Source organism: Enterococcus sp. DIV1368d, from assembly GCF_050542975.1.
Classification (GTDB): Bacteria; Bacillota; Bacilli; order Lactobacillales; family Enterococcaceae; genus Enterococcus_D; species Enterococcus_D casseliflavus.
Genome location: NZ_CP172939.1, coordinates 505,852 through 528,233, shown reverse-complemented (window position 1 = coordinate 528,233; position 22,382 = coordinate 505,852). Strand labels below are relative to the sequence as shown.

General features: G+C 40.2%; 21 protein-coding genes. 5 read left to right on the top strand and 16 right to left on the bottom strand.

What is annotated here, in order from left to right:
* Positions 1-373 precede the first annotated feature (373 nt).
* On the bottom strand, positions 374-709 hold the full coding sequence (locus IGJ44_RS02460) for a nucleotide pyrophosphohydrolase (protein ID WP_430606069.1): 336 nt from the start codon (positions 707-709) through the stop codon (positions 374-376).
* Complete coding sequence (locus IGJ44_RS02455; protein ID WP_430606068.1) at positions 672-2,366, bottom strand: DUF2075 domain-containing protein; 1,695 nt, start codon at positions 2,364-2,366, stop codon at positions 672-674. Before IGJ44_RS02455 ends, IGJ44_RS02460 begins: the two co-directional genes overlap by 38 nt.
* A gap of 891 nt (positions 2,367-3,257) precedes the next feature.
* Between IGJ44_RS02455 and IGJ44_RS02450 the strand changes: the two genes are divergently transcribed.
* The 5 genes from IGJ44_RS02450 (at position 3,258) to IGJ44_RS02430 (ending at position 7,119) form a co-directional block, all read left to right on the top strand.
* Complete coding sequence (locus IGJ44_RS02450; protein WP_086294528.1) at positions 3,258-3,566, top strand: hypothetical protein; 309 nt, start codon at positions 3,258-3,260, stop codon at positions 3,564-3,566.
* A gap of 710 nt (positions 3,567-4,276) precedes the next feature.
* On the top strand, positions 4,277-4,855 hold the full coding sequence (locus IGJ44_RS02445; RefSeq protein ID WP_128432472.1) for a hypothetical protein: 579 nt from the start codon (positions 4,277-4,279) through the stop codon (positions 4,853-4,855).
* A gap of 809 nt (positions 4,856-5,664) precedes the next feature.
* Positions 5,665-5,910, top strand: coding sequence for a hypothetical protein (locus IGJ44_RS02440; protein ID WP_086316864.1), 246 nt, complete (start codon positions 5,665-5,667; stop codon positions 5,908-5,910).
* Between the two features lie 123 nt (positions 5,911-6,033).
* The gene (locus tag IGJ44_RS02435; protein ID WP_430606067.1) at positions 6,034-6,435 is read left to right on the top strand and encodes a VOC family protein; all 402 of its coding nucleotides are present in this window, start codon (positions 6,034-6,036) and stop codon (positions 6,433-6,435) included.
* A gap of 498 nt (positions 6,436-6,933) precedes the next feature.
* Positions 6,934-7,119: a DUF6440 family protein gene (locus IGJ44_RS02430; RefSeq protein ID WP_430606065.1), complete on the top strand. Its 186-nt coding sequence runs from the start codon at positions 6,934-6,936 to the stop codon at positions 7,117-7,119.
* Between the two features lie 584 nt (positions 7,120-7,703).
* On the opposite strand, the gene IGJ44_RS02425 is transcribed toward IGJ44_RS02430, so the two are convergent.
* From IGJ44_RS02425 to IGJ44_RS02360, 14 genes are all read right to left on the bottom strand, one after another.
* Positions 7,704-8,591, bottom strand: coding sequence for an HNH endonuclease family protein (locus IGJ44_RS02425; protein ID WP_430606565.1), 888 nt, complete (start codon positions 8,589-8,591; stop codon positions 7,704-7,706).
* A gap of 397 nt (positions 8,592-8,988) precedes the next feature.
* Positions 8,989-10,380 (bottom strand): Fe-S cluster assembly protein SufB, encoded by a 1,392-nt coding sequence (gene sufB / locus IGJ44_RS02420; RefSeq protein WP_005232103.1) that lies wholly within the window; start codon positions 10,378-10,380, stop codon positions 8,989-8,991.
* 29 nt (positions 10,381-10,409) lie between these two features.
* Positions 10,410-10,904 (bottom strand): Fe-S cluster assembly sulfur transfer protein SufU, encoded by a 495-nt coding sequence (gene sufU, locus IGJ44_RS02415; protein WP_005232105.1) that lies wholly within the window; start codon positions 10,902-10,904, stop codon positions 10,410-10,412.
* On the bottom strand, positions 10,882-12,126 hold the full coding sequence (locus IGJ44_RS02410) for a cysteine desulfurase (protein ID WP_128489715.1): 1,245 nt from the start codon (positions 12,124-12,126) through the stop codon (positions 10,882-10,884). Before IGJ44_RS02410 ends, sufU begins: the two co-directional genes overlap by 23 nt.
* Positions 12,123-13,427 carry a Fe-S cluster assembly protein SufD gene (gene sufD, locus IGJ44_RS02405; protein WP_086299074.1) on the bottom strand — a complete coding sequence of 435 codons (1,305 nt, stop codon included), beginning with the start codon at positions 13,425-13,427 and terminating at the stop codon, positions 12,123-12,125. Before sufD ends, IGJ44_RS02410 begins: the two co-directional genes overlap by 4 nt.
* 13 nt (positions 13,428-13,440) lie before the next feature.
* Positions 13,441-14,214, bottom strand: a complete 774-nt coding sequence (gene sufC / locus IGJ44_RS02400; protein ID WP_005232112.1) for a Fe-S cluster assembly ATPase SufC — start codon at positions 14,212-14,214, stop codon at positions 13,441-13,443.
* 226 nt (positions 14,215-14,440) lie between these two features.
* Positions 14,441-14,983: a GNAT family N-acetyltransferase gene (locus tag IGJ44_RS02395; protein WP_010748768.1), complete on the bottom strand. Its 543-nt coding sequence runs from the start codon at positions 14,981-14,983 to the stop codon at positions 14,441-14,443.
* Positions 14,984-15,043: 60 nt separating this feature from the next.
* On the bottom strand, positions 15,044-15,700 hold the full coding sequence (locus IGJ44_RS02390) for a DUF624 domain-containing protein (RefSeq protein ID WP_167826671.1): 657 nt from the start codon (positions 15,698-15,700) through the stop codon (positions 15,044-15,046).
* A gap of 11 nt (positions 15,701-15,711) precedes the next feature.
* A complete protein-coding gene (locus tag IGJ44_RS02385) occupies positions 15,712-16,584 on the bottom strand; it encodes a carbohydrate ABC transporter permease (protein WP_010748766.1) in 873 nt (290 codons plus the stop codon).
* A gap of 13 nt (positions 16,585-16,597) precedes the next feature.
* Positions 16,598-17,500 (bottom strand): carbohydrate ABC transporter permease, encoded by a 903-nt coding sequence (locus tag IGJ44_RS02380; protein WP_005232126.1) that lies wholly within the window; start codon positions 17,498-17,500, stop codon positions 16,598-16,600.
* An 86-nt stretch (positions 17,501-17,586) separates the two neighbouring features.
* Positions 17,587-18,858, bottom strand: a complete 1,272-nt coding sequence (locus tag IGJ44_RS02375; RefSeq protein WP_086294521.1) for an ABC transporter substrate-binding protein — start codon at positions 18,856-18,858, stop codon at positions 17,587-17,589.
* Between the two features lie 45 nt (positions 18,859-18,903).
* On the bottom strand, positions 18,904-20,055 hold the full coding sequence (locus IGJ44_RS02370) for a glycoside hydrolase family 88 protein (RefSeq protein ID WP_016609652.1): 1,152 nt from the start codon (positions 20,053-20,055) through the stop codon (positions 18,904-18,906).
* Positions 20,039-21,880 (bottom strand): DUF2264 domain-containing protein, encoded by a 1,842-nt coding sequence (locus IGJ44_RS02365; RefSeq protein WP_167826670.1) that lies wholly within the window; start codon positions 21,878-21,880, stop codon positions 20,039-20,041. Before IGJ44_RS02365 ends, IGJ44_RS02370 begins: the two co-directional genes overlap by 17 nt.
* Positions 21,843-22,265: a hypothetical protein gene (locus tag IGJ44_RS02360; protein WP_016609650.1), complete on the bottom strand. Its 423-nt coding sequence runs from the start codon at positions 22,263-22,265 to the stop codon at positions 21,843-21,845. The genes IGJ44_RS02365 and IGJ44_RS02360 overlap by 38 nt, the downstream gene beginning before the upstream one ends.
* Positions 22,266-22,382: the final 117 nt, after the last annotated feature.

The following is a 22,382-nucleotide window of genomic DNA, read 5'->3' as shown; positions in this document are numbered from 1 at the left end:
ACTATACAGTAAGAGGGCTTGGGGGGCAATAGGTTTTTTAGGTTTTTGGGGAGAAATATTTTTGATAGAAAATGACCTTCATTATTGCCGATTTTTTACCGATGACCTTGCCTTCATTTTCGGATAGGATAATCTTGTTTTTGCTCTTGCAGACAGTAGGTCTAACTTCATTTTTTATAAAAAATTGCGCATATTTGAAGTTAACTTCAAATTTCCGAAAAATTGTAACCAATTTGAAGTTATCTTCAACTTTCTCAATTATGTCAGATTTTTGACGTTCGTAACCAATCACTGATGAATTCAGAAAGCCGTTGTTGCTCCTATTCCATCAAAAAAAGAAGCAAGAACTTGCAGCGTCCTTGCTTCTTTTTTGTTACAATTCATTATACTTCTTTTTCGAATCTTTACTTTCTTTCACCGGATACTTCATGTTGTTTTTTTCCAGCTTTTCTTTGATGATCTCATCAATATCAAGGCCCAAATTGTCTGCCAGCATATAGGAATAAATCAGAACATCGGCAATTTCTTCTTTTAGATGTTCGAAATCTTGAGTGGCTTCTTCAGGTGTTTTCCATTGAAAAATCTCCAACAATTCGGCAGCTTCGATGGAGATAGAAATAGCTAAATCTTTTTCATTATGAAATTGTCGCCAATTGCGATCATCTCGGAATTTATTGATCCGTTCCATTGAAGAGGGTTGGTTTCGCATGGTTGGACTGGCTCCTTTCGTTTTGTAGGGCTAAGAGTTTTTGGCGCAGATTGGGATTGATTGCATAGATGTAAAGCCCTTTGATTGCTCGTTTCATTAATACATTCAATGAATTAAGGATGATCGTTTCTTTGGCTTTCTTCGTCAATTCTTGGTTCATATCGTCACGTCCCGTAAACGCCCCTTTGTCCTCATATTTATCGATATCGATGACAAGCTGGTCGGTCTCTGGATCGTAATCAACGGAAGGGCCAATGACGACTCCTACATTGTTTAAATCAAACCCTTGGACGGTGTAGATTGATCCGACTTCACTGATTGTATCTGGTCTCTCCGCCCATGTTCGCTTCGTGTCGGTCGTATTCCATGGCAGGTTGATCCCACCAGGATCTACAAGATAAGAAGCTCCGTCTTTTTTATGAACATAATCGAATGTTGAGATGATCCGTGACAGACCTTCCTTTTTATCGAGAGAAAAGATTTTATTCTTTAACGCATCATGGGTTTCCATAATCTGAAGCTCAAAAGATGCTGTTGATTCTGGAATCGGTGTTACACGTTTTTCTACGATATCATCGATCCATTGAATAATTTGTGGACTACTTTTCATTCTTAATTGATCTTTTAGCTGAAAGCGAGAAGCATTGTACCTTTTCTGAAACTGATCCAATTTGTCCTGATCCCAATAACTTTTGATTTTCAATACTTGCTTCGGATCAAAGATACAAATCGTGATTTTTGCTCGCTTGATAATTTCTTCTAGTTGGTTTTCATAGTGAAAACTGTTATAGCTGTCTTTCTTCGTTAAAAGTAAATGGGCTTCATCCACAATAACGATGTCTGGGTGCAACTTCTGATTATCTGTTTTATTAATAAAGGAAGTTGGCTTTAACATATGATTCTTTTTTAAATTCGGCAAGCTTTCTGCCATTGTATGATAGGTTTTTAACATCTCTGAATGGTTGACCAGCAAAAAGTTATCGGTGCCTTTTAATACAGACTCTGACTTTGTATAGTCTTGAAGGGTGTTATAGAGAGATGCCAATAGGACGCTCTTTCCCGTTCCAGCTTCTCCTTCAATCATCAAGACTTTTTGTGTTTCATCCTGCTGAATCGCTTGTTTACAGTACTCAATGATTTCAAGTTTTATATCTAACTGTTCTGGCGTCAGTTCTTTAAAAGGAGATAATTTATATACATCTTTGTTGCGAATCGTATCGATTGAGTGCTTCGCCAATTGCCGTCTTTGCAATTCTTCCCATAACTCTTGGAAGACCACTTCATCATAATACTCTTTTTCATAATACTGATGTATCTGCACCTGTCTTGTTTGACTGACGTTTTGCAACTGAAACTGCTCATCCCCAATGAAGTGATTGATCAAATTGGTTTCGATATTGTAGGTCGCTGATTGATTGAATTTTTCATGTCCAATCAGCAAGACTTCTTTAATTTCTCTGCGCTTAGAGTTATTCAAGTGCTGCTTCAATCGTTTGTTCACTTGAACCGTTTGACCAATGTACGCAACAGGTCTTTTCTTTTCATTTCGGTTGTAGAGTATGTAAACGACTGGGTACTGATCGATATATGCCGTCGTTATGCTAGATAGCTCACCTTTCTTGAAATGATGATCTTCTATGATTAGTTGGTTGGTCATTTTTTAGAGTCTCCGTTTAGTGTCTATTCCATTAAGTTTATTTATTTTAGTATATCACTGCATATTTTGCTCTTAAAGCATTAAAGACAAAATTGGTAATTTTTTGTTTTAGCAAAATAACTATTATCTAAAAAATTGCTATTGATTAATCTACTAATTTCGTCCAAGGTGCATACTTTGCTAATGATTTAATAGACTAACTTATTATCCTGAAACTCTTTTCAAACGAATCCTCTCTAAGACGTTCTAAAATAAATAGCTGAAAATCCCATTTGACAATTCATTAAACATCCTCTGTTTAGGATATTTATAAATTGTTTATTAAATTAAAAGAATTTATTTTTCAATATTAAAATAAATAAATATTTTATAATTTTAATTTGACTAAATCATTCAATATGCGATAATCATTTACGAAAGGATGATTTGATGAACCATACAGTTACCAGCCTAAGATATCTACGGATCGCTCAAATTTCTTTGTTAACATACTATATTTATTTAGCCGTCCATGACAATATTTTCGAAGCAATTCCATTACTGTTTATCAGTGGTATTTTAGATCTCGTGTACCCGCCAGACTACGCAAACCAGTCATTTTGGTTCCCTTATAAAAAGAAAACAATATTTTTAAAAAGCAACAATTTGTTTCTAGAAAGACCATTGGAAATCTTAACCATAATTGTTCTTGGTGTTTTTTTATCGCTTGTTTTTTAAATTAAAGGAACAACTTGTGATTGCTGGTTCCCTTTTACCCAACAACTGAATTATGTTTCTATTACTCACTATTTTTTATTCATTTGTCTATTAAAATGGATTTACCAAATGAATAACGAATCCTTGACTGTTGAGATGACGCTAGTATTTAATAGAAAAGAAAGGTGATTTATTATGAAAAGAATTTGTTTTGTCTTAGTGTTGAGCAATGGATTATCTTACACACCATTAACTCCAGGTGTTCTTTATCAAAGAGACACAAGCCTCAAAGACTATTTTTCACCGTTTTACGATGTTTCAATCAATTATCTGAGAGATAAAGATACTGTTGATTACTTGGTCCTTCCTGAGCCATTCGCTCCTTTTGATAATGAAAATAACCTCCCCATCATAAAAGTTCCTTCTAAATTTTTTCTGACTAAAGATTTTGAAAAAATTAAGGCGTACATTGATGACTACTTTAAAGAAAACGCGGAGAAGTAATACTGATTCAAGAATATTAAATTGATACTAATGAAATTCATCCTAAAAAAACCGTAGTATTTGAACCATTCCCTGTCCACTTGATGGCGATGGCTAATCAAATACTGCGGCTTTGTCTTTTCTCTTAGTTATATTAACTTTTTTTCCACAAAAATATTTATACTAATCGGGACTCAATAGAAGATCATTAATCCAAGTTAGATAGAGAAAAGTATCTACCCAATTTCAAAATGAGTATTTTTTCATACCTTCCATCATTATGCACGATATCTAACGTTTAACTATATAAGTTGAAGCATTCCGTGGATTATCTATTAAAAATAAGAGAGGAAATCGACCCTTTACCAGTAAATTTCGCTTATATGAAAATTTTAGATTATGAATAAATTCATAAAAAATAAAATAAAATAAAATAAAATCAGGTTCATATATAAACAAAATATAACGGCAGACTTCCTGATATGAAGCGTATCTTCATCAAGCAATTAAATAAAAACACCCACCATACAGCTTATTTTCCTACTGTCAGTTGGTTACACTTTCGACTTGTAAAAGTTTTAGATGTAATCAATATTTTTGTGTCCTCTTCATCGTTAAAGCAATCAAATAATCTAATACTATTAACATAAAATATTATTGTTATATTTTTATTTATGTGTTACTATTTTTTCGTTGTCTAACTAACAAAAAAACAAGAAAGAAGGTTCAATATGTCGTTTCTGAAAAAATCAAAGATCGCTTGTTTTATCGCTTCACTTTTCATAGTAATTTCGCCCTTTTTTGGAACATTACAAATTGTAGCTGCAAACGAGATCAATACTTCTGTGGACACAGAAGCAATCGAACAAGAACTTATTAATCAATACGCAGAGGATTTAGAATTTATATATGAACACGCTGCTGTGACGGACCGTGAAGGAAATATTGTTCAGATCAACTTGACTGTGATGAGAGAAAAATATGGTAATAATGAATTCTATGATATGTTAGAAAGAGATTTTGGTCAGCAACAACCTCAATTAAGAAAAGCAAACTTTGTCGATTGTATGAAAAAAGAATTTGAAAAAATTGTAGGTTTAGATATTGCAAAACAAATTTTCACGCCTCAGGTAAAAAATTTAATAGCTAGTAAAGCATGGAAGAAAGCGTCTGAAGTAATCATTAAGACCTTAGGAAAAAAATTAGGAACAGCTGCTTTGAAAAAAATATTAGGAAAATTAGTCCCTGGTGGAATTCCAGCTCAAATTATTTTCAGTGCTGGAAAATGTGGGATAAAAGCGGTAATATAGATTTATGAAAAAAATAATTGGTTTTATACTTATATGTGTTGTTATAGCGGCAATTCTTCCAATCGGATATTTTTTAATCTCAACTATATTCTTGAGAACACCACTAAACGAAGCGTTCAGGGACTTCTTGCTTACCTTCGGACTAATGTTCATAGTGACTGTAGTAGGAATGTTTTTCAAAAAAGACTGAGTCTTTAGAATTGCTATCCAAAAAATTCAAAGCCTCAACATTTTGATTTTCTAGGTATTCCTTGATAGATGAAAAAGGCGAAATATAAATATTTCGATCATGCACAGCAAAAAAGTAGCCCTTTTCCACCATAGGCTTATAAATTGTGCAAACTAAAATCTGAGATAGAATGAACTTTATTCTACCTCAGATTTTTTGTTGTTCTCCCTCATTCAATGATTGATGAAAAGATTAATTCTAACTATATTACTTATTTCACTATTTTATTATCACATCTTTGTTTTCTATAATCTAGATCACTTCATATTTATATTTTTATTTGAGGTGATTAACTTGTAGTTATTTACCTCTATCGATGGAAAATATAATTTAGCCAGCAATGCTATGACAACAGTAAAAACTATTTTGTACCTATTCTGCTACCATTTATCAGACAAATTCAGAAATTACTCATTTGACTAGACAAAATCAAGTTAATCATCATATTTACATACTTATCTAATGATTAAACAGTTTATTTGAACTTAAATTAAGAATTATTGACATTGATGTCACCTAGTGCACACTCCTGCATGTTATAATTGTCACTATAAAAATTATAGTAGGAGCGTGATTAGCTATGGGTAAAATTGAAAAAAAGGAAGTCGTGGGAAATATTGTCGCATTCACTACTGTTCTTCCCAATCTGATGGATTTTCGCAATTCAAAACTTGCAACTTTTAGCTACTTCATTGATGGAAAATATTATATCTCAGAAAATAGTATTCCTGTTCCAATGAGATATGGTGTGGGCAATACAATGACCATCAAATATAACGTAGAAAAACCTACTGAGATTTTTCCAAGACATTATTTTGTCATTTAATTGCAGCGACGTATTCTGCTCCTTTTTTGGATAACCAATTCAAAATTTTCCGATTCCTACGAAAAAACTGAAAGAAGCGAGTAACTTCTTTGTGATACTATCAATAAAAAGGAGAATTTTTGTATGCTTATCCCAGCTATAAGTTTTCAAGGAAATTGTGAAAATGCAATAAAATTTTATCAAGAGGCGTTAGACGCTCAAATTAAGTCCATCGTTTATGCGAGTGAAGCACCGATAGATTCAGGTTTAGATCCTGAGATGCCTGATGATTTCGTTATGGACTCAGAAATCATCATCGACGGTCAGAGAATCATGATGACAGACGGCAGACTAAATAGACCAGCAAATGATTTTTTCTCCTTTTGTCTTGTGAAAGAATCCGCTGATGAAGTTACTACTATTTTCAATAGCCTCTCGATAGACGGAAAAGTGATTGACCCTCTTGCACCAGTGTTCTGGTCCTCGCTCTATGGCATGGTTGAAGATAAATATGGTATCACATGGATGATCATGACCTCGCCTTAGTATACTGCCTTTTACTTACTAGTCGTTTAGCTATTTTTTGTTTCAACAAATTGGGTGTTTGTTTATTTAGTACCATTTACTTTTGATATTATTTATTTATCGTGGTATTCTTTTTCTAGAGGTGATTCGATGAAAAAGAGTAGTACTCGGTTAAGTCTCTGGAAAATTTTGTTGATTACGCTTGCTTTTGTCGCTGGTTCCTTTCTTGCAAAAATGGTCTTTTCTTTATTTTTTGAACACGTCTAATAACTATTTCAGTCTATGATCATTGTTATCAAGGAGGCGTTTTTTATTTAGTAAAGTTCCTAAAGTATTCAAATGGGTAGGTATATTCTTGGCAGTCCTCTTTCTCCCTGCTTTCGCTACTTATGGCATAGACAGGAAGAAATAAACAGAATATATCGGAAAAAGGGGAACTCTTGAGTTGCCTTTTTTACTTAAAAAATAGTTTTTGAGTTTGATACCTTTATTGATACTGAATTTAAAAGGAGTGATTGCATGACCACCAATACAGAGTTTACAGTTGAAAAAGTCTATAAAAAAAGCACCAATGAAATCTTTGTTATTACCGATCCTGAGACACAAGTGCAGTATATTCAAACGATAGTTACAGGTGCTAGTGGAAAAAGTGTTGCACTTACACCAAGATTAGAGCCAGATGGAAGTATTCATTATAAAGAATAAGTGAGATCAACTTTTGTTGGTCTTTTTTTATCTTTTAGTTGGTAATTTCTTCCGTTAGTAAAGCAATCAAGCCCGTTCATTTGTTTGAGTTCCAGATAATTGATGATGAACGATTTGAATGAAATGAACGTATATAGTGAAGTAGTAATCGAAATCTTAATAACCAATTAGCATTGCAATTATTGCATATACAAAAGGTAATAATGATAAGTAAACATCACTTTTATCAAATAAAAAAGGAGCACTCTTAAAGAGCGCCCACTATAATTTGGGTTCTACAATATTTAGGACTGATAGAAGAGCGAAATATACTAGTCATTAAACTCCGACATTCCTTGTATATAACCTTTATCTGAGGCTTCCTTCAAGCAAAACAAAAATATTTTATATAGATTTTTTCAAAACTTATATACTTATATATTTACCTTTACTATTTTTGTTTGTGAAATAGATTCTCATGACTCTTCAGGTTTAGTGCTAGCTTGGATATTAATTTATAGAACTATTGTATTCTTTCTATGAACAATACTAATCGATAGTTAATTAATCTAATTCATAATAATATAATGTTACTTAAAAAGGACTTAAATAGTGTAACTTATATTCCCAAATATATTATATTCAGTAGCAATAATTTTTATTATTGAAAGAATTGTTTCAGAACTAAAATTGGTCTCCACAATTTCTCCACTGGATAATTTGCCAGGATTTCTTACTTCATTACCTGGACTAAACATTCTTTTTAGTACCTCTCGTCTCTTTAAATTAGCAAAAGTTTGGCTATCAATTTCCCACACATAATCTAAAAAAGAAATAAGTACTTTTTTCCAACTATCAACTTTGTAGTCCTTTTCTTCGATAGATAATAACTTAGGTTTACTTCCTGTAATAATGACGTCTTCATCTAAATAATGCTCGCCTGCGACAGAAGATTGCTCCTCCATTTGCGTTTGAACAGGAAATTTCCAGATTTCTAAGGCTTCTTTACTTAATCTTTCCGCTCTATCTTCAATTGTAGAGGCATCCCACATATCATATTCATTGGCTAATTCTCTCGTTAAAGTTATATTTGATTGTTGATACATTTTACTTTTTTCGCTAAATAACTTATTAGATAACTCTGCATTATATCCCGTTAAAGTCAGATTACCAATCGTATCCCCATACTTTATTTGAACATCATGAGCATTCTTAACGGAAACCTTCCAATCATTCGTTAACGTTTGCGGCATAATATGTTCTACTTGAATTGATTCAAAGTTAATTGGTTCTTTTGTCCTATAAAGTTCAAGCATCATCAAAATTAGCTTAACAAGGTTGTTTTTTCGATTATATAAAGCATCTGTTTTAAAACTATTTACAAATTCTGCATCTCTAGGAAAAATTTGCGTTCCTTTTTTATTTGTTAATTCAACGACTAGACGATCCTTTTCATTGGTTTCAGAAATGTCACGTGACAAAGCCGCAAACATTTTGTTCAATACATTTGTTCTTTTATCTGTAATTGATTAATTGTATCAAGAATAATAACAAATACAAACAAGTATTTGTAAAACTCTTATAAAGAGGGTTAAGAAACATAACAAACTTTCATAATTTTAAAATTCTTAGATTGCTGTTGATGTTCAAAAAATATTTTGACCAGACGATGCCATAGGTTTATTTTCATCTATAAATAGAAGCTATAGCATCCTCTTTTGTGTGCTATAGCATTTAACAAATAAGACTTATATCCATACTCATACTTTTTTCTACGCTCAATTCTTTTAAATTGAGTAAAACCAGACTTATGTAAATTAATAGATCTATCGTAAACATAAAAAAGCCAGAAACACCTGCAAATAGGCATTTCTAGCTTATTCAACTCCATTACCCCACAGACCCTTCCATCTCATAACTAATCAACCGGTTCAATTCGACTGCGTATTCCATCGGTAATTCTTTGGTGAATGGTTCGACGAATCCCATGACGATCATTTCGGTTGCTTCGCTTTCGGAGAGGCCGCGGCTCATTAGGTAGTACAGTTGTTCTTCTGAGATTTTGGAGACTTTGGCTTCGTGTTCTAGGGACACCTGGCTGTTGTGGATCTCATTGAATGGGATGGTATCGGATTTCGATAGGTCATCCATGATGATAGTGTCACACTCGATATGGGAGATAGAGCCTGCGCTCTTCTTGCCGAAGGTGACTTGTCCACGATAGTTTACTGCACCGCCGTCTTTAGAAATTGATTTTGAGACGATGGAGCTGGAGGTGTTTGGTGCGTTATGGATCATTTTTGCACCAGTATCTTGGATTTGGTTGGCACCTGCAAAGGCAATGGAAAGCATCGTGCCCCGTGCGCCTTTGCCATCAAGATACACACTTGGGTATTTCATGGTTGTTTTGGCACCTAAGTTGCCATCGATCCATTCAACGGTAGCACCTTCTAAGGCTTTGGCCCGTTTGGTTACTAGGTTGTAGACGTTGTCTGACCAGTTTTGAATGGTGGTGTAGCGGCAGTAAGCGTCTTTTAGGGTAAAAATTTCAACGATGGCTGCGTGCAAACTATTGCTTGAATAGGTTGGGGCGGTACAGCCTTCGACGTAATGAACGCTGGCGCCTTCGTCAACGATGATCAATGTGCGTTCGAACTGACCGGTATTTTCGGCATTGATCCGGAAATAGGTTTGTAATGGCACATCGACACGAACGCCTTTTGGTACATAGATAAAGGTACCACCTGACCAAACGGCTGAGTTTAAAGCAGCAAGCTTGTTATCGGTTGGTGGGACTAATTTTGAGAAGTATTGTTTGAACAGCTCAGGGTATTCCTTCAAGGCTGAATCGGTATCGGTAAAGACGATGCCAAGTTTTTCAAACTCTTCTTTCATGTTGTGGTAAACGACTTCTGATTCGTATTGGGCAGAAGCGCCAGCCAGGTATGCCCGCTCGGCTTCTGGAATACCAATGCGTTCAAAGGTCTCTTTGATTTTTTCTGGTACGTCATCCCAATCACGGGCAGGACGATCACTTGGTTTTTGGTAATATTTGATGGCATCAAAATCGATGTCAGACAGGTCTGGGCCCCAGTTTTGCATGGGCATCTTGTTGAAGGCTTCAAGAGACTTCAAGCGGAACTCAAGCATCCATTCTGGCTCTTGCTTGACCCGTGAGATTTCACGGACGATGTCTTCGGTCAATCCTTCGCCGGTACTAAAAACAGGCTGCACGTCATCGTGGAAGCCAAATTTATATTCTTCTAATTCGGGTACACCCATGGTTCTCACTCCTTTTGTAGTGCGGTTGTCTATTCGCTGGTTTCTTCAGTGTCAGATTCATTGGCGTGGCTGTGACTGACAGATGCTTGTGTACTGTCGGCAGCAATGGCTTTTTCTAATGCTTTCCAAGCTAAGGTCGCACACTTGATGCGTGCAGGAAACTTCGCCACCCCCCCAAGCATGGAAGCATCGCCTAAGCGATCGCTTTGGGGAATGTCGTTTCCTTGGACGAGCTCAGAAAACAAGCCTGATAGTTCACCAGCTTCTGCTAGTGTCTTACCGATAATCGCATCCCCCATCATGGATGCACTGGCGGTACTGATGGAACAGCCTTCGCCAGTAAACGCGATGTCTTTGATGGTGTCTCCTTCGACAGCGAGCTCCAAGTGGATCACGTCGCCACAGGTAGGGTTATTCAATTCGACTTTGTACGTTGAATCATCCAAGGTGCCTCGATGATGTGGGTGGCTGGAATGATCCAGAATGACTTGTCGATACAAATTATCTAATTTCGTTAGTGCCATGTTGGAAAAACTCCTTCGTCAGCTTGATGGCGTCAACCAGTCGATCGGCGTCCTCTCTTGTATTATACAGGTAAAAGCTGGCCCGTGCAGTCGCTGGGACTTGCAAATAGCTCAAGAGGGGTTGGGCACAATGATGACCTGCCCGTACGGCGATGCCTTCCATGTCTAAAGCGGTGGCAACATCATGAGGATGGATGCCAGCTAGATTAAAGGCGATCACTCCCGTGCGTTTTGCTGCTTCTTGGGGGCCATAGATGGTCAAGCCTTCAATGGCTTGCAGTTTTGGCAAAACGTAAGCAGCTAAGTCTGCTTCATGGGCGTGGATGTTTTCTAAGCCGATTTCTGTTAAGTAATCCACCGCTGCACCTAAACCGATCGCACCGGCAATATTTGGTGTACCAGCTTCAAATTTCCACGGCAGTTCTTTCCACGTGCTTTCTTGCAGATGGACAAAATCGATCATTTCCCCGCCAAATTCGACGGGCTCCATCTGATCCAGCCATTGCCGCTTGCCGTACAAGACACCGATACCAGTTGGTCCGCACATTTTATGGCCAGAAAAGGCATAGAAATCACAATCCAGTGCTTGGACATCAACTGCCATATGTGGAACAGCCTGAGCACCATCCACCACCATGACGGCTTGGTGCTGATGCGCCAATTTGGTTAGCTCCGCAATCGGATTGATCACGCCTAAAACATTGGAAACGTGAGCGATCGAAACGATAGCGGTTTTTTCTGTGATCTGTTTCTTGGCATCTTCCATGTCCAAGGTGCCTTCTGGCGTCAGCTGGATATATTTCAAGGTAGCTTTTTTTCGGGCTGCTAATTGTTGCCAAGGGATGATATTGGAATGATGTTCCATATAGGAAATCACGATTTCATCGCCTTCATTGACAAAACGGTCGCCGTAGCTGCGGGAGACCCAATTTAAACCAGTGGTCGTCCCTCGAGTAAACAGCACTTCCGCCGTTTCATTCGCATGGATAAAGCTGCGCACTTTTTCCCGTGCGCCTTCATAGGAATGGGTCGCCCGTTCTGCGAGGGTATGGACCCCACGATGAACGTTGGCATTGTCTTGATGGTAATAATCGGTGATCGCCTGCAGCACCGCCTCTGGCTTTTGCGTAGTGGCAGCATTGTCGAGGTAGATCAATGGTTCGTCATTTACGAGCTGATCCAAGATGGGAAACGCTTGTTTCACTTTTTGGGCATCGATCATGCGAGCAACTTCCCTTCGATAACGGCAACCAATTCTTGTTGCACTTCTTTGACTGGGATCGCGGTCAAGACGGAGCCTAAGAAACCACGAATCACCAAACGTTCCGCTTCTGCTTTGCGCAGCCCACGACTCATCAAGTAGTACATTTCTTCTGGATCGACCCGTCCCACACTGGCTGCGTGTCCGGCTGTTACTTCGTGCTCATCGATCAAAAGGATTGGGTTGGCATCGCCCCGGGCTTGGTCAGAAAGCATCAAGACCCGACTTTCTTGTTGCGCGTCCGCTCCTTTGGCTCCTTTTAAAATGTGTCCGATACCGTTAAAGGTTAAGACGCCGCGTTCTCTAATGACGCCGTGTTGCAGGATATGGCCAATGGAATGCGGTGCTTTGTTGGTAACACGAGTGTCGATTCCTTGTGTTTGACGCCCAGCACTGATGGCGACCGCTTTGACTTCCGAATGCGCGCCTTCGCCTACAAGATCAGAATCAAAGTCCGCCACGACGTCGCCGTCATTCATGACTCCAATTGCCCAATCTACCATCGCATCTCGTAATACGTAGCCGCGACGATTCATGTACGTAGTAATGTTGACACCTAACTGATCAATCGCAGAGAATTTGACCTTCGCACCTGCTTTGGCGATCACTTCCACTACGATATTGCCAGACAGTTTTTTCGCTTGGTCGCCTTTGGTTTGGAAACGTTCCAAGTAGCTGAACTCACTGTGCTCATCAGCAACGATCAAAATGTGTTTGAAGAAATGCGCTTGACTATTGCCATTGTGATAGAAAATCGCTTCAAGGGGTTCTTCGATCACCACGTTTTTTGGTACATACAAGAACATGCCGCTATTCATAAACGCCGCATGTGCTGCGGTCATTTTGTCTTCATCCATTGGTACTGCTTTGGTCATGTAGTATTGATTGACCAACTCTGGTACTTCTTTCATTGCTGTAAACAAGTCGGTGAAGATCACGCCTTTGTCAATCAGCTCTTGCGGTAATTGCTCAAAGATGGTGGTGTCATCAAACTGAACGAGAGTCGGATGGTTATCCATCGCGTCAAAGGCGGGAACTGCGCCTGCCACTTCTTCTTCTGACAAAGCGTACTCACCAGCAAGTGCTTGTTCGTCGATATTGAACAATGGCCAACGCTCGTAACGTACCCGCTCGATTTTTGGAAACGCAAGTTCATCCACTTTCGCAAGGGCTGCTTGGCGTAATTCCAACATCCATTCAGGCTCTTCTTTTAACGCTGAAAAAACGTTGACTTGTTCAAGATAATCCTGTAATTTTGCCATTTACCTTGCCTCCTTACGCTTCTTCTTCTTTGTAGTCGATCCCTAACTCTTTACTGATCCCAGCATAGCCTTCTGCTTCTAGGCGTTTGGCTAAATCTGCCGAACCGGTCATCACGACACGGCCTTCCATCATGATATGAACCACGTCTGGTGTGATGTAGTTTAACAGACGTTGGTAATGGGTGATGATCAAAGCGCCAAAGCCTTCGCCGCGCATTTCATTGACGCCTTTTGCTACGACTTTCAAGGCATCAATATCTAGACCAGAGTCGATCTCATCCAAAATCGCAAAGGTTGGATCTAGCATCAACAATTGTAAGATTTCATTTCGTTTCTTTTCTCCACCAGAGAAGCCTTCATTCAAATAGCGTTCCGCCATTTCTTCTGGCATATTCAATAAATCCATTTTTTCATCTAATTTTTTCAAGAAATCCATGACAGAGATTTTGTCGTCTTCGTCACGTTTGGCATTGATCGCTGCCCGCATAAATTCCGCATTGGTGATGCCTGGAATTTCACTTGGGTATTGCATCGCCAAGAACAGACCTAAACGAGCCCGCTCATCCACTTCCATTTCCAAGACATTTTCGCCGTCGAACAAAATTTCCCCTTCTGTCACTTCATAATTCGGGTTACCCATGATGGCAGCGGACAAGGTTGATTTCCCTGTACCGTTTGGTCCCATGATGGCATGGATCTCTCCAGTTTTTAACACTAAGTCAACGCCTTTTAAGATCTTTTTATCTTCGATTTGGACGTGTAGATTTTTGATTTCTAAAACTGACATTTCTTTCCCTCCAGTATCTTTTCTTTCTCACTATTTTAGACTAATTGAGAATGAACTTCAAACGCTATTCCCGACTTTTTTAAAATATTTCTAATCTGTACATTGGAATTATTATAAAGTATTACATAGAGATAGTACATGGTTATTGTCTGTAATGCTAGAAATTTTTTTGATTTGTTGTAAAAAAGAAAAAGGAATACGACATTGGCTGCCGCATCCCCTACCTTCACTTCTGCTGTGCCCATTCTTCTCGCAAGATGCCATACTTGATGGAATCATAATAGGTGCCTTCCCAGAAACGGACTTTGCGGATCTGGGCTTCTTTGGTCATCCCTAGCTTTTCTCCTAGTTTCATCATGCGGTGATTGCCCGACCACGTGGTATAACCAACACGCTGGATATGAGGCTGTGATTCAAACAACTCATTGATCCACTGGCGAATTGCTTGGCTGCCAATGCCTTGATTCCAAAGGGAAGCATCATAGATGGCTATCCCGAATTCCAACCACTGCTGCAAGGTATTGTCTTCCCAATAAGCGGTCGCGATCCCTACGATTCTTCCTTGATAGCTGATCGCTTTACGTAACGGGTTGTCGATACAGCTAGCGCCAAACCCCGTTCGAAATTCTTCCCACGTCAACACGGGGTCTTGGAAATACGGTCCGTCCCATTTTTTCCATTCTAAATCTGCCTTAGGCCCATAGCTGATCGACCAAAGTTCAGCAATCATTTCTTCCGTAATCGGTTGAAGTGTGACTGTTTCTGCCATCTTCAAGCCCCCCTTTCTCCTAAAAAAAGTCGTCTCCTTTATTCGTAGACGACTTTCTTTCTATTTTATCTGAAATTTCCGTAAGTTTAAATAAAGGAGTCCGAAAAAAAGGACTGGAAAAAGAGTAAAGCCAAATTGCGGCTTCAAAATCAAGGCGACAAAAACGGCAACAAACAAAAAGGTTGCTAACAAACTAACAGGCCATTTTTTCAAAGTGAAGAAAAGTGCGGTACGCAGGACATCTTTCTTAGCGGCTTTTGGATTACGCACTTGGAAGTACCAAGCGTTGATACTTAGAGCTATGGAAAGCATCCCTAACAAAAGAAAGAAAGGAACGAGCCATTTGCCACTTTCAAATTGAACCGCAAACAGAATATCCACGATCGCAATGACACTTCCCAGCCAGCCGATGAGCCAATAGAGAAACCCGCGCACGGCAAAGGTTCGTAAAAAGTAGCAGAAATCTTTTACTGGATCGATGTCTTTGTGTTCTGCAAAGCGATCGATCGCAGCCAGGAGGCTGATCATGCTTGGCCCAATCAGCAAGAGTGCCAACGCAAACCAAAGGAGGTTTCTAGGATCGACTGCCAAGAACATTGCCGTGAGGGTGTAGGGTGTATTCACGACCCAAAAACTGATATTCAGGGCAAAGCCAGTATATAGCCAGCGGAAGATCCGCATGTAAAGATTGTTTTCAAAGGTAGGTTTGGTAAACATGATTGATCACCTCAATTTTTCATTCCCGAAGTAGCGATTCCTTCTACGAAGTATTTTTGCATTGCTAAAAAGACGATCGCTACTGGCAAAATGGAGACCACAGATGCTGCCATGATCAGGGCGTACTCGGCATCATATAAGCCGACAAACATTTTCAACCCTAACTGAATGGTTTTGTTTTCGGTTGAGGAAAGGTAGATAAATGGTCCCATATAATCGTTCCACGTATTGACGAAGGTGATGATGGTCAGACTCGCTAAAGCGGGCTTCGTCAGTGGTAGAATGATTTTTCGATAGATCCCCCACTCACTCAAGCCGTCGATCCGCGCACTTTCACACAATGAATCAGGAATACTACTATAGTATTGTTTCAACAAAAAGACGCCAAAGGCACTGAAGGCTTGTAAGAGGACCAAAGACCAAAGCGTGTCTGTCAGCCCGAACTGGCGCATCATGATGAACTGAGGAATCATATAGGATTGCCAAGGAATCGCAATCGTACCGATGTATGTCAGAAACAACAGGTCGCGTCCTTTGAAATGCATCTTCGAAAACCCATAGGCCGCAAAGCTAGAGGTAAACAATTGGATCAAGGTAATGATGATGCTCAAAAAAGCTGTGTTCTTGAAAAAAGTCAGCAAAGGAATGCGATCCCAGATCACCGTATAGTTTTCTGGGTGCCAACTTTTTGGAATCCATTGGATCGGTACGCTAAAAACATCGTTATTGGTCTTAAAAGAAGCAGAGATCATCCAGAGAAACGGGATCAGTGTCACTAACGCGAGAAATGTTAATAAAAGAATCAAGGAGACACTGCCGACCGACAGCTTGGCTTTTTGTTTTGGTTTGGCTTGAACATTCTTTTTACTCAGTGTATTTTCCATCTGTACTCCCTCCTTACACCCGTTCTTGTCTTTGGTTCCACTTAAACTGGATCACCGTGATGCCCAAAACGATCACAAACAAGACCATGGCGATCGCAGATGCGTAACCAAAATTAAATTTCACAAACGCTTCGTTGTAAATTTGATACACCAAGACATTGGTGGCTCGACCGGGTCCGCCGGCAGTCATGACTTGGACCAAATCGAAGATCTTGAAACAGTTGATGACCAGCATGATCGAAACAAAGAAGGTCGTAGGTCGCAAGGACGGCAACGTCACGTTGCGAAACTGCTGCCACTTGTTGGCGCCATCGATCGAAGCCGCTTCATACAATTCCTTTGGCACACTTTGTAACCCTGCCAAGTATAAGATCATGTAATACCCCATGCCACGCCAGACGCTGACTATGATGATCGCCGTCAAAGCCCAATCAGAGCTGGAGGTCCAACCAGGAGGATTTTCAATAAAAAATTTCAAAAACTGATTGATTGGTCCCATCGTTGGGTGAAACAACATGTTCCACACGACAGCGATCGCAACTAACGAGGTGACATAAGGAAAGAAGAAGGCCGTACGGAAAAACTTCATTCCACGTACTTTTTTATTCAATAAAATCGCTAAGCCTAAGGAACATACTAACGTCAATGGAACGACGCCAATCGTATAGAGAAAGGTGTTCTTTAACGAGATCCAAAAGGTGTCGTCCCCTAGCATTTTGCTGAAATTTTTCATTCCCACAAATTCAGGCGAACTAAAGGAATCCCATTCCATGAAAGCCAGAATCAATGAGAACACAACGGGCACTAAGGTAAATAAGAAAAAGCCGATAAAGTTCGGTGCAATAAAAGACAGCGCGGTTAGCGTATTTTTGCGTTTCAACTTATTGGCTGCTTTTGATTTTGAGGTTATTTCCATATTTGTCTCCTGCTGCTTGCCAGCAGGCCCCCTTTCATTAATAAAGAGAAGGAACTTTTTTGCCCAAGTCCCTTCTCTCGTTAGGACTATTCTGTTTCAGATTTCACCCTTTTTTCCATATTCGCAATGCCTTCTTTTGGTGTTTCGTCCCCTACAAGAATCAAGTCATGTTCTTCTTGCAAGATTTTGTCGATCGCTGGTCCATTTTCATCGACAGGAAACTCGATCGCGACGGTTTCTGGATTGAAGGCTTTTTTCGATACTTCATCGGCGGGCATGCCTTCACGGGAGAAGTAAAGTTCATCAATGGCGTCAGTCTTATACGAAGGAACGACACCGACTTCTGCTAATACTTTGGCGCCTTCTTCACCAGAACAAAAGTCTAAGAACTTTTGCGCAGCTTCTTGATGTTTTGAATTTTTATTGATGGCAAAAGCAGTCGGAGAACCAAATGTCGTTACTTCCCCTTTTTCATTTTGCGGCATTTCCGCAATGCCCCACTCAACATCTGTCTTGCCATCGTCGATATTGGTCATCAACGCTCCCATATACCAAGTTCCCATGTACATCATGGCTGCTTTTTCATTTTCAAATTGTGATTGGTACGTAACTTTCGTTGATTTTGCTGTCCCAAAGTCCATTTGCGCCTTTTCGTCTTGCATCCGCAATGCACGATCATAATATTCTTCTAAATAGTCGTATTGAGGATCGATCAAGTTGGCGCCATTTTGGGCAGCTGCAATCGCTTGGGTAGTGGAACGCCACGTGTGTTGATACGCACCATAAATTTGTTCGTCTGGTTTTGTTAGCTGCTTGGCAAGCTCCTCATATTCGTCCCAGGTGATGTTTGATGGGTAGTCTAAGCCTGCTTCATCGAACATTTTTTTGTTATAATACAAGACCCAAAAATCCGTCCGATACGGTTGTGCATAGGTTTTGCCTTCTACGTCATACATGTCATAGCTTTCTTGCGCTGGGGCAATATCCAATGATCCGATATGGTCGGTGAGATCCACCAATTGGTCCCGCAACGCATAATTAGAGTAAGAAAGTAAATTTTTCATGGTCAAAATATCTGTCGTATCTCCTGAAGAGAGCATCGTCGTTAGCTTGGTATCATAATCATCTGAAGCAATATCGACAGGTTCAACGGTAATGCCTGGATTCGCTTCTTCAAAGGCACGGAATAGTTTTTCGAATTCAGGTGTCGTATCGTAATTCCAAGTGGTTACGGTCAATTTGATGTCGCCATCTTCAGAAGCAGCGGAATCATCTGTCGCTCCGCCTCCACACGCTGCCAAGGCTGCGATTGTCCCAAACATCGTTACTGCTAATAAACCTTTTTTCAAAAAGTGCATGTTCATTCCTCCATTAAACATTTTTTTAAAGGGTCGCCCCTAAAACTACCAATAGGAATACCAACTTTGTGACACCCGCATCAGCGCTTCCATGTAATAGTAATCGCCCCAGATCATGCATTCATCGACCCCTTTGAGGGAATTCTTGTCATAAACCCCATGCATCAATAGTCCGTTTGATTCGGGATGGTCGATCGTTGTATAGTTTTGGGCTAACGACGCCAAGATCGCCAAGGCGTTTTCCTGATAGGCGGCTTGGTTTGGCTGCGTGATCGGTAAATGTTTCGCCAGTTCTAGCAAGCCACAGACTGCGATGGCGGCGGCCGAACTATCCCTTTCTTCCTGACTACCATCGTTAAACACTAAATCCCAATAACTGACCTTGTCCGCCGGTAATTCAGCAATAAAGTAATCCGCAAGGTCTTGAGCAGTCTTCAAGAAACTGGTATCACCGGTGTAAAGGTAACTCAGCGTAAATCCGTAGATTCCCCACGCTTGCCCTCTCGCCCAGCAGGAATCATCGGCATAGCCTTGTTGGGTATTGCCGCCGATCGCCGCTCCAGTTTCAACGTCGAAGTAATAGGTGTGGTACGTCGTGGCGTTGTCTCGCACGATGTATTTCTGGGTCTGCTTGGCATGAGCATAGGCTGCTTGTTTGTAGGATTCATCCCCCGTCATTTGGGAAGCAAAATACAATAGCGGCAAATTCATCAAGCAATCAATAATGATGCGCCCTCGTTGTTGCGGATCATCGAGATTGCCCCACGCTTGAATGATCTGGGCTTTGGGTGAGTAACGGGCCATCAATAGATCGGCGGCGGCAATCGCGAGTTTTTTCGAAGATTCCCGTCCGTTCACTCGATAGTCGGCAATCGCAGTCAAACTATACAAAAACCCGATATCATGGGTTTCTAGTCCAATTCTTTGGTCCAATCGTTCTTGGAAAGAGTGCAGTTGTTTTTCGATGGTTTCATCAAATTCTGTTGATCCCGTCAGTTCTTTACTCAAAAACAACATGCCAGTCCAAAAACTCGCCGTCCAATCATGGTTGGCTTCTGGTCGATAGACAAGCTGTTCACTTGCTGCAGGTGGGACCAACGTGTCAAAGGTCTTAGTATTCTTTCTTACTTGATTAACGGTGAAGTCGATTTGCTCGGCTACCCATTGTGATAGCTGTACGTCATAGCTGGTTTCCATTTTTTCCTCCTATTCGCTCAACCTGGATCATATGTCCGGATTGATTGATCGTAATGTTGTTTGTTGTCACTTCGACGGTCACTGCTTGTTCTTGTTCTTGTGGAAGCAAGCCGGTGACGAGGGAAACGAACAGGTGCTTTCCTGCTTGTCGTTGAGCAGTTAAATACGGCAGCCACGTTGCAGGATACAAGAGGTTCGTATTTGGCTCCGTTCGTATGACATCGCTCGTTTCATAGCCAGCGATCGCCTCGATTTTCGAATAGCCGATCGATGTTCGTACCGCAGCGCTGCTTGCGGTTTTTTCAGTGATGGCAGTTGCCTCTTTCGGTGATGAAAACCCACCCTCATAGAAAGAAAGGGCGCGCTGAGAATTGATCTCATGAATGCGAAGGTGACTGCCTATCAGTGGAATGATTGTTGTTTTTATCTGGACGTCTTCCCATGGATTCCATTCATGAATGATCCGATCAGGTAAAAGCTGATACTGGCGATCCAATCCTTTGGTGCGAAAGTAATGGTCATCTTCTGATAAAGCCAATGTGTTGTCATAATTTCCTTCATAAAACCAATAATTGCTCTTGGGCACGCTATTGCCAAACGTCGTTGAGTAGACAAATTTGCTATATTTGCTGCTGGCATGACTTTGATAGTTGATACATTGTCCTGCAGGAAACATCAAGGCATGGGTCAAGTCTTGATTGTGTTGATAAAAGTTCTTACTGATGGGATGAGCCAGTGTTCTTTCAGTGATCACTAATGGCGCTGGGGTGGCTTGCCAATAGGGATGCTCCTTTGGTACCGCTAACAAAAGAAAGATTTTTAACGCCCAATAAGGTGAACCTGGTGCATTGTAGCCTTCGGCAAAGATCAGATTCTGGTACGAATAGCCGACCGTCAGTATCCCTTCGGAAGTAAAAATGTCTTGCTGCATCCACTGATGCAGGTGACGACTGATCAACCCTTTGATCTCTCCCCATGGCAATGCTTCAACATCCGCAAAAACCAATGCGCTGAAGAAAGAAACTTGCGCAAAGCGATACGTCAAACTTCGACCAAAAGGAACGGCAGCTCCACCTGCTGCAAACCAATGCTTGAAGGTTTGAGCAAACTCGGTGGCTCGTTGTTTGAACTTCCTTCCCCTTTCAAGATCCTCAGGGACAAATCGACAGTACAGAAGACTATAGTAGTGGATCGCAAAAGATACATAGTAATCGATTTGAGTGGCTACTCCGTCACAGTACCATCCTTCCCCTAAATAAAAGGTCTCGATCAATGCCAAGTCAGCATCGATCTTTTCTTGGGAAAAGCTGCTGCCACAACGCTTCATGGCTACATTGACGAGAACCCGAAAGAAATGCCAATTGTTTGCGGGAATTTCTCGTTGATTGACTTGGATCAGCCACGCATGGAGATTATCTTTTTGGCGTTGGGAGAAAACATCCCACGTTTTTTCCTTGTTTAATAATAAAAAGGTACTTAGCGAAGCCATTTCCACGATTCGTTGGTCGAAGTCTTCCACAACACCCCAATAATCGGGACTCTCTGGATCTGTACCAGCAATAATTCCTGAGAGATAGGTTTCCATGAATGAATCTTCTTGCTGGGTTAGATAAGGCGCGAGTCCCCAAAGCGGTCGCAAGAACGCTTCAAGTTCCTGTACCTCTTTCTCATAGACAGTCCCATGGCTGCCTAAAGCCAAATGACCGGGACGACTGCTTGCAAAAGCGGGTTTGAGTTGATCCATGATCGTTTTGAAGCCGGCTGCTACATCTTCATAACTTTCAAATTTATTCTTTTTCAATTGCTGCAGCTTCTGTGATTGCATCCGCATCCTTCCTTTCAATCAATGTCGCTTTAATAAAACCATAATATTCTCCGTAGACCGTCACCACATCTTGCAGTTTCAGTTGTTGACTTTGCTCATTGAATACTTGGTACTGTCCAGCCGCTGTTTCTAGAATAAATCGATCCCCTTTCTCAATGTCTGCTGTTTTCGCATCACTCTTTACGATGGTGCCAGATAGCTTCACGAATTCATGCAACGGGACGACACCTTGCGAAAAATCTTCGTCAGAATAACAAAGCGCTCGTTCTTTTAATTGCTTTTCGCTGCTTTGGGAAAATGCTTGCGTCTGCGTTGCTTCATTTGAAGAACAAGCAGTCAACCCTATAAGTAGACCCAGGATAAATAACGAATTAATCCACTTCATTCATGCCACCCTCATTTTTAAAACGCTTTCTTCATTTCAAATCATACTTTTTTTTAGGAAAATAATCAATAGTTTTTCCTAAAAAAAGTAAAATTTTTACTTGAGGGCAATTTCTCT

Bases quoted from the DNA above. Each gene is read 5' to 3' on its own strand.
- IGJ44_RS02460 (WP_430606069.1), bottom strand. From the start codon at position 709: ATGCGAAACCAACCCTCTTCAATGGAACGGATCAATAAATTCCGAGAT.
- IGJ44_RS02455 (WP_430606068.1), bottom strand. From the start codon at position 2,366: ATGACCAACCAACTAATCATAGAAGATCATCATTTCAAGAAAGGTGAG.
- IGJ44_RS02450 (WP_086294528.1), top strand. From the start codon at position 3,258: ATGAAAAGAATTTGTTTTGTCTTAGTGTTGAGCAATGGATTATCTTAC.
- IGJ44_RS02445 (WP_128432472.1), top strand. From the start codon at position 4,277: ATGTCGTTTCTGAAAAAATCAAAGATCGCTTGTTTTATCGCTTCACTT.
- IGJ44_RS02440 (WP_086316864.1), top strand. From the start codon at position 5,665: ATGGGTAAAATTGAAAAAAAGGAAGTCGTGGGAAATATTGTCGCATTC.
- IGJ44_RS02435 (WP_430606067.1), top strand. From the start codon at position 6,034: ATGCTTATCCCAGCTATAAGTTTTCAAGGAAATTGTGAAAATGCAATA.
- IGJ44_RS02430 (WP_430606065.1), top strand. From the start codon at position 6,934: ATGACCACCAATACAGAGTTTACAGTTGAAAAAGTCTATAAAAAAAGC.
- IGJ44_RS02425 (WP_430606565.1), bottom strand. From the start codon at position 8,591: ATGTTTGCGGCTTTGTCACGTGACATTTCTGAAACCAATGAAAAGGAT.
- sufB (WP_005232103.1), bottom strand. From the start codon at position 10,380: ATGGGTGTACCCGAATTAGAAGAATATAAATTTGGCTTCCACGATGAC.
- sufU (WP_005232105.1), bottom strand. From the start codon at position 10,904: ATGGCACTAACGAAATTAGATAATTTGTATCGACAAGTCATTCTGGAT.
- IGJ44_RS02410 (WP_128489715.1), bottom strand. From the start codon at position 12,126: ATGATCGATGCCCAAAAAGTGAAACAAGCGTTTCCCATCTTGGATCAG.
- sufD (WP_086299074.1), bottom strand. From the start codon at position 13,427: ATGGCAAAATTACAGGATTATCTTGAACAAGTCAACGTTTTTTCAGCG.
- sufC (WP_005232112.1), bottom strand. From the start codon at position 14,214: ATGTCAGTTTTAGAAATCAAAAATCTACACGTCCAAATCGAAGATAAA.
- IGJ44_RS02395 (WP_010748768.1), bottom strand. From the start codon at position 14,983: ATGGCAGAAACAGTCACACTTCAACCGATTACGGAAGAAATGATTGCT.
- IGJ44_RS02390 (WP_167826671.1), bottom strand. From the start codon at position 15,700: ATGTTTACCAAACCTACCTTTGAAAACAATCTTTACATGCGGATCTTC.
- IGJ44_RS02385 (WP_010748766.1), bottom strand. From the start codon at position 16,584: ATGGAAAATACACTGAGTAAAAAGAATGTTCAAGCCAAACCAAAACAA.
- IGJ44_RS02380 (WP_005232126.1), bottom strand. From the start codon at position 17,500: ATGGAAATAACCTCAAAATCAAAAGCAGCCAATAAGTTGAAACGCAAA.
- IGJ44_RS02375 (WP_086294521.1), bottom strand. From the start codon at position 18,858: ATGCACTTTTTGAAAAAAGGTTTATTAGCAGTAACGATGTTTGGGACA.
- IGJ44_RS02370 (WP_016609652.1), bottom strand. From the start codon at position 20,055: ATGGAAACCAGCTATGACGTACAGCTATCACAATGGGTAGCCGAGCAA.
- IGJ44_RS02365 (WP_167826670.1), bottom strand. From the start codon at position 21,880: ATGCAATCACAGAAGCTGCAGCAATTGAAAAAGAATAAATTTGAAAGT.
- IGJ44_RS02360 (WP_016609650.1), bottom strand. From the start codon at position 22,265: ATGAAGTGGATTAATTCGTTATTTATCCTGGGTCTACTTATAGGGTTG.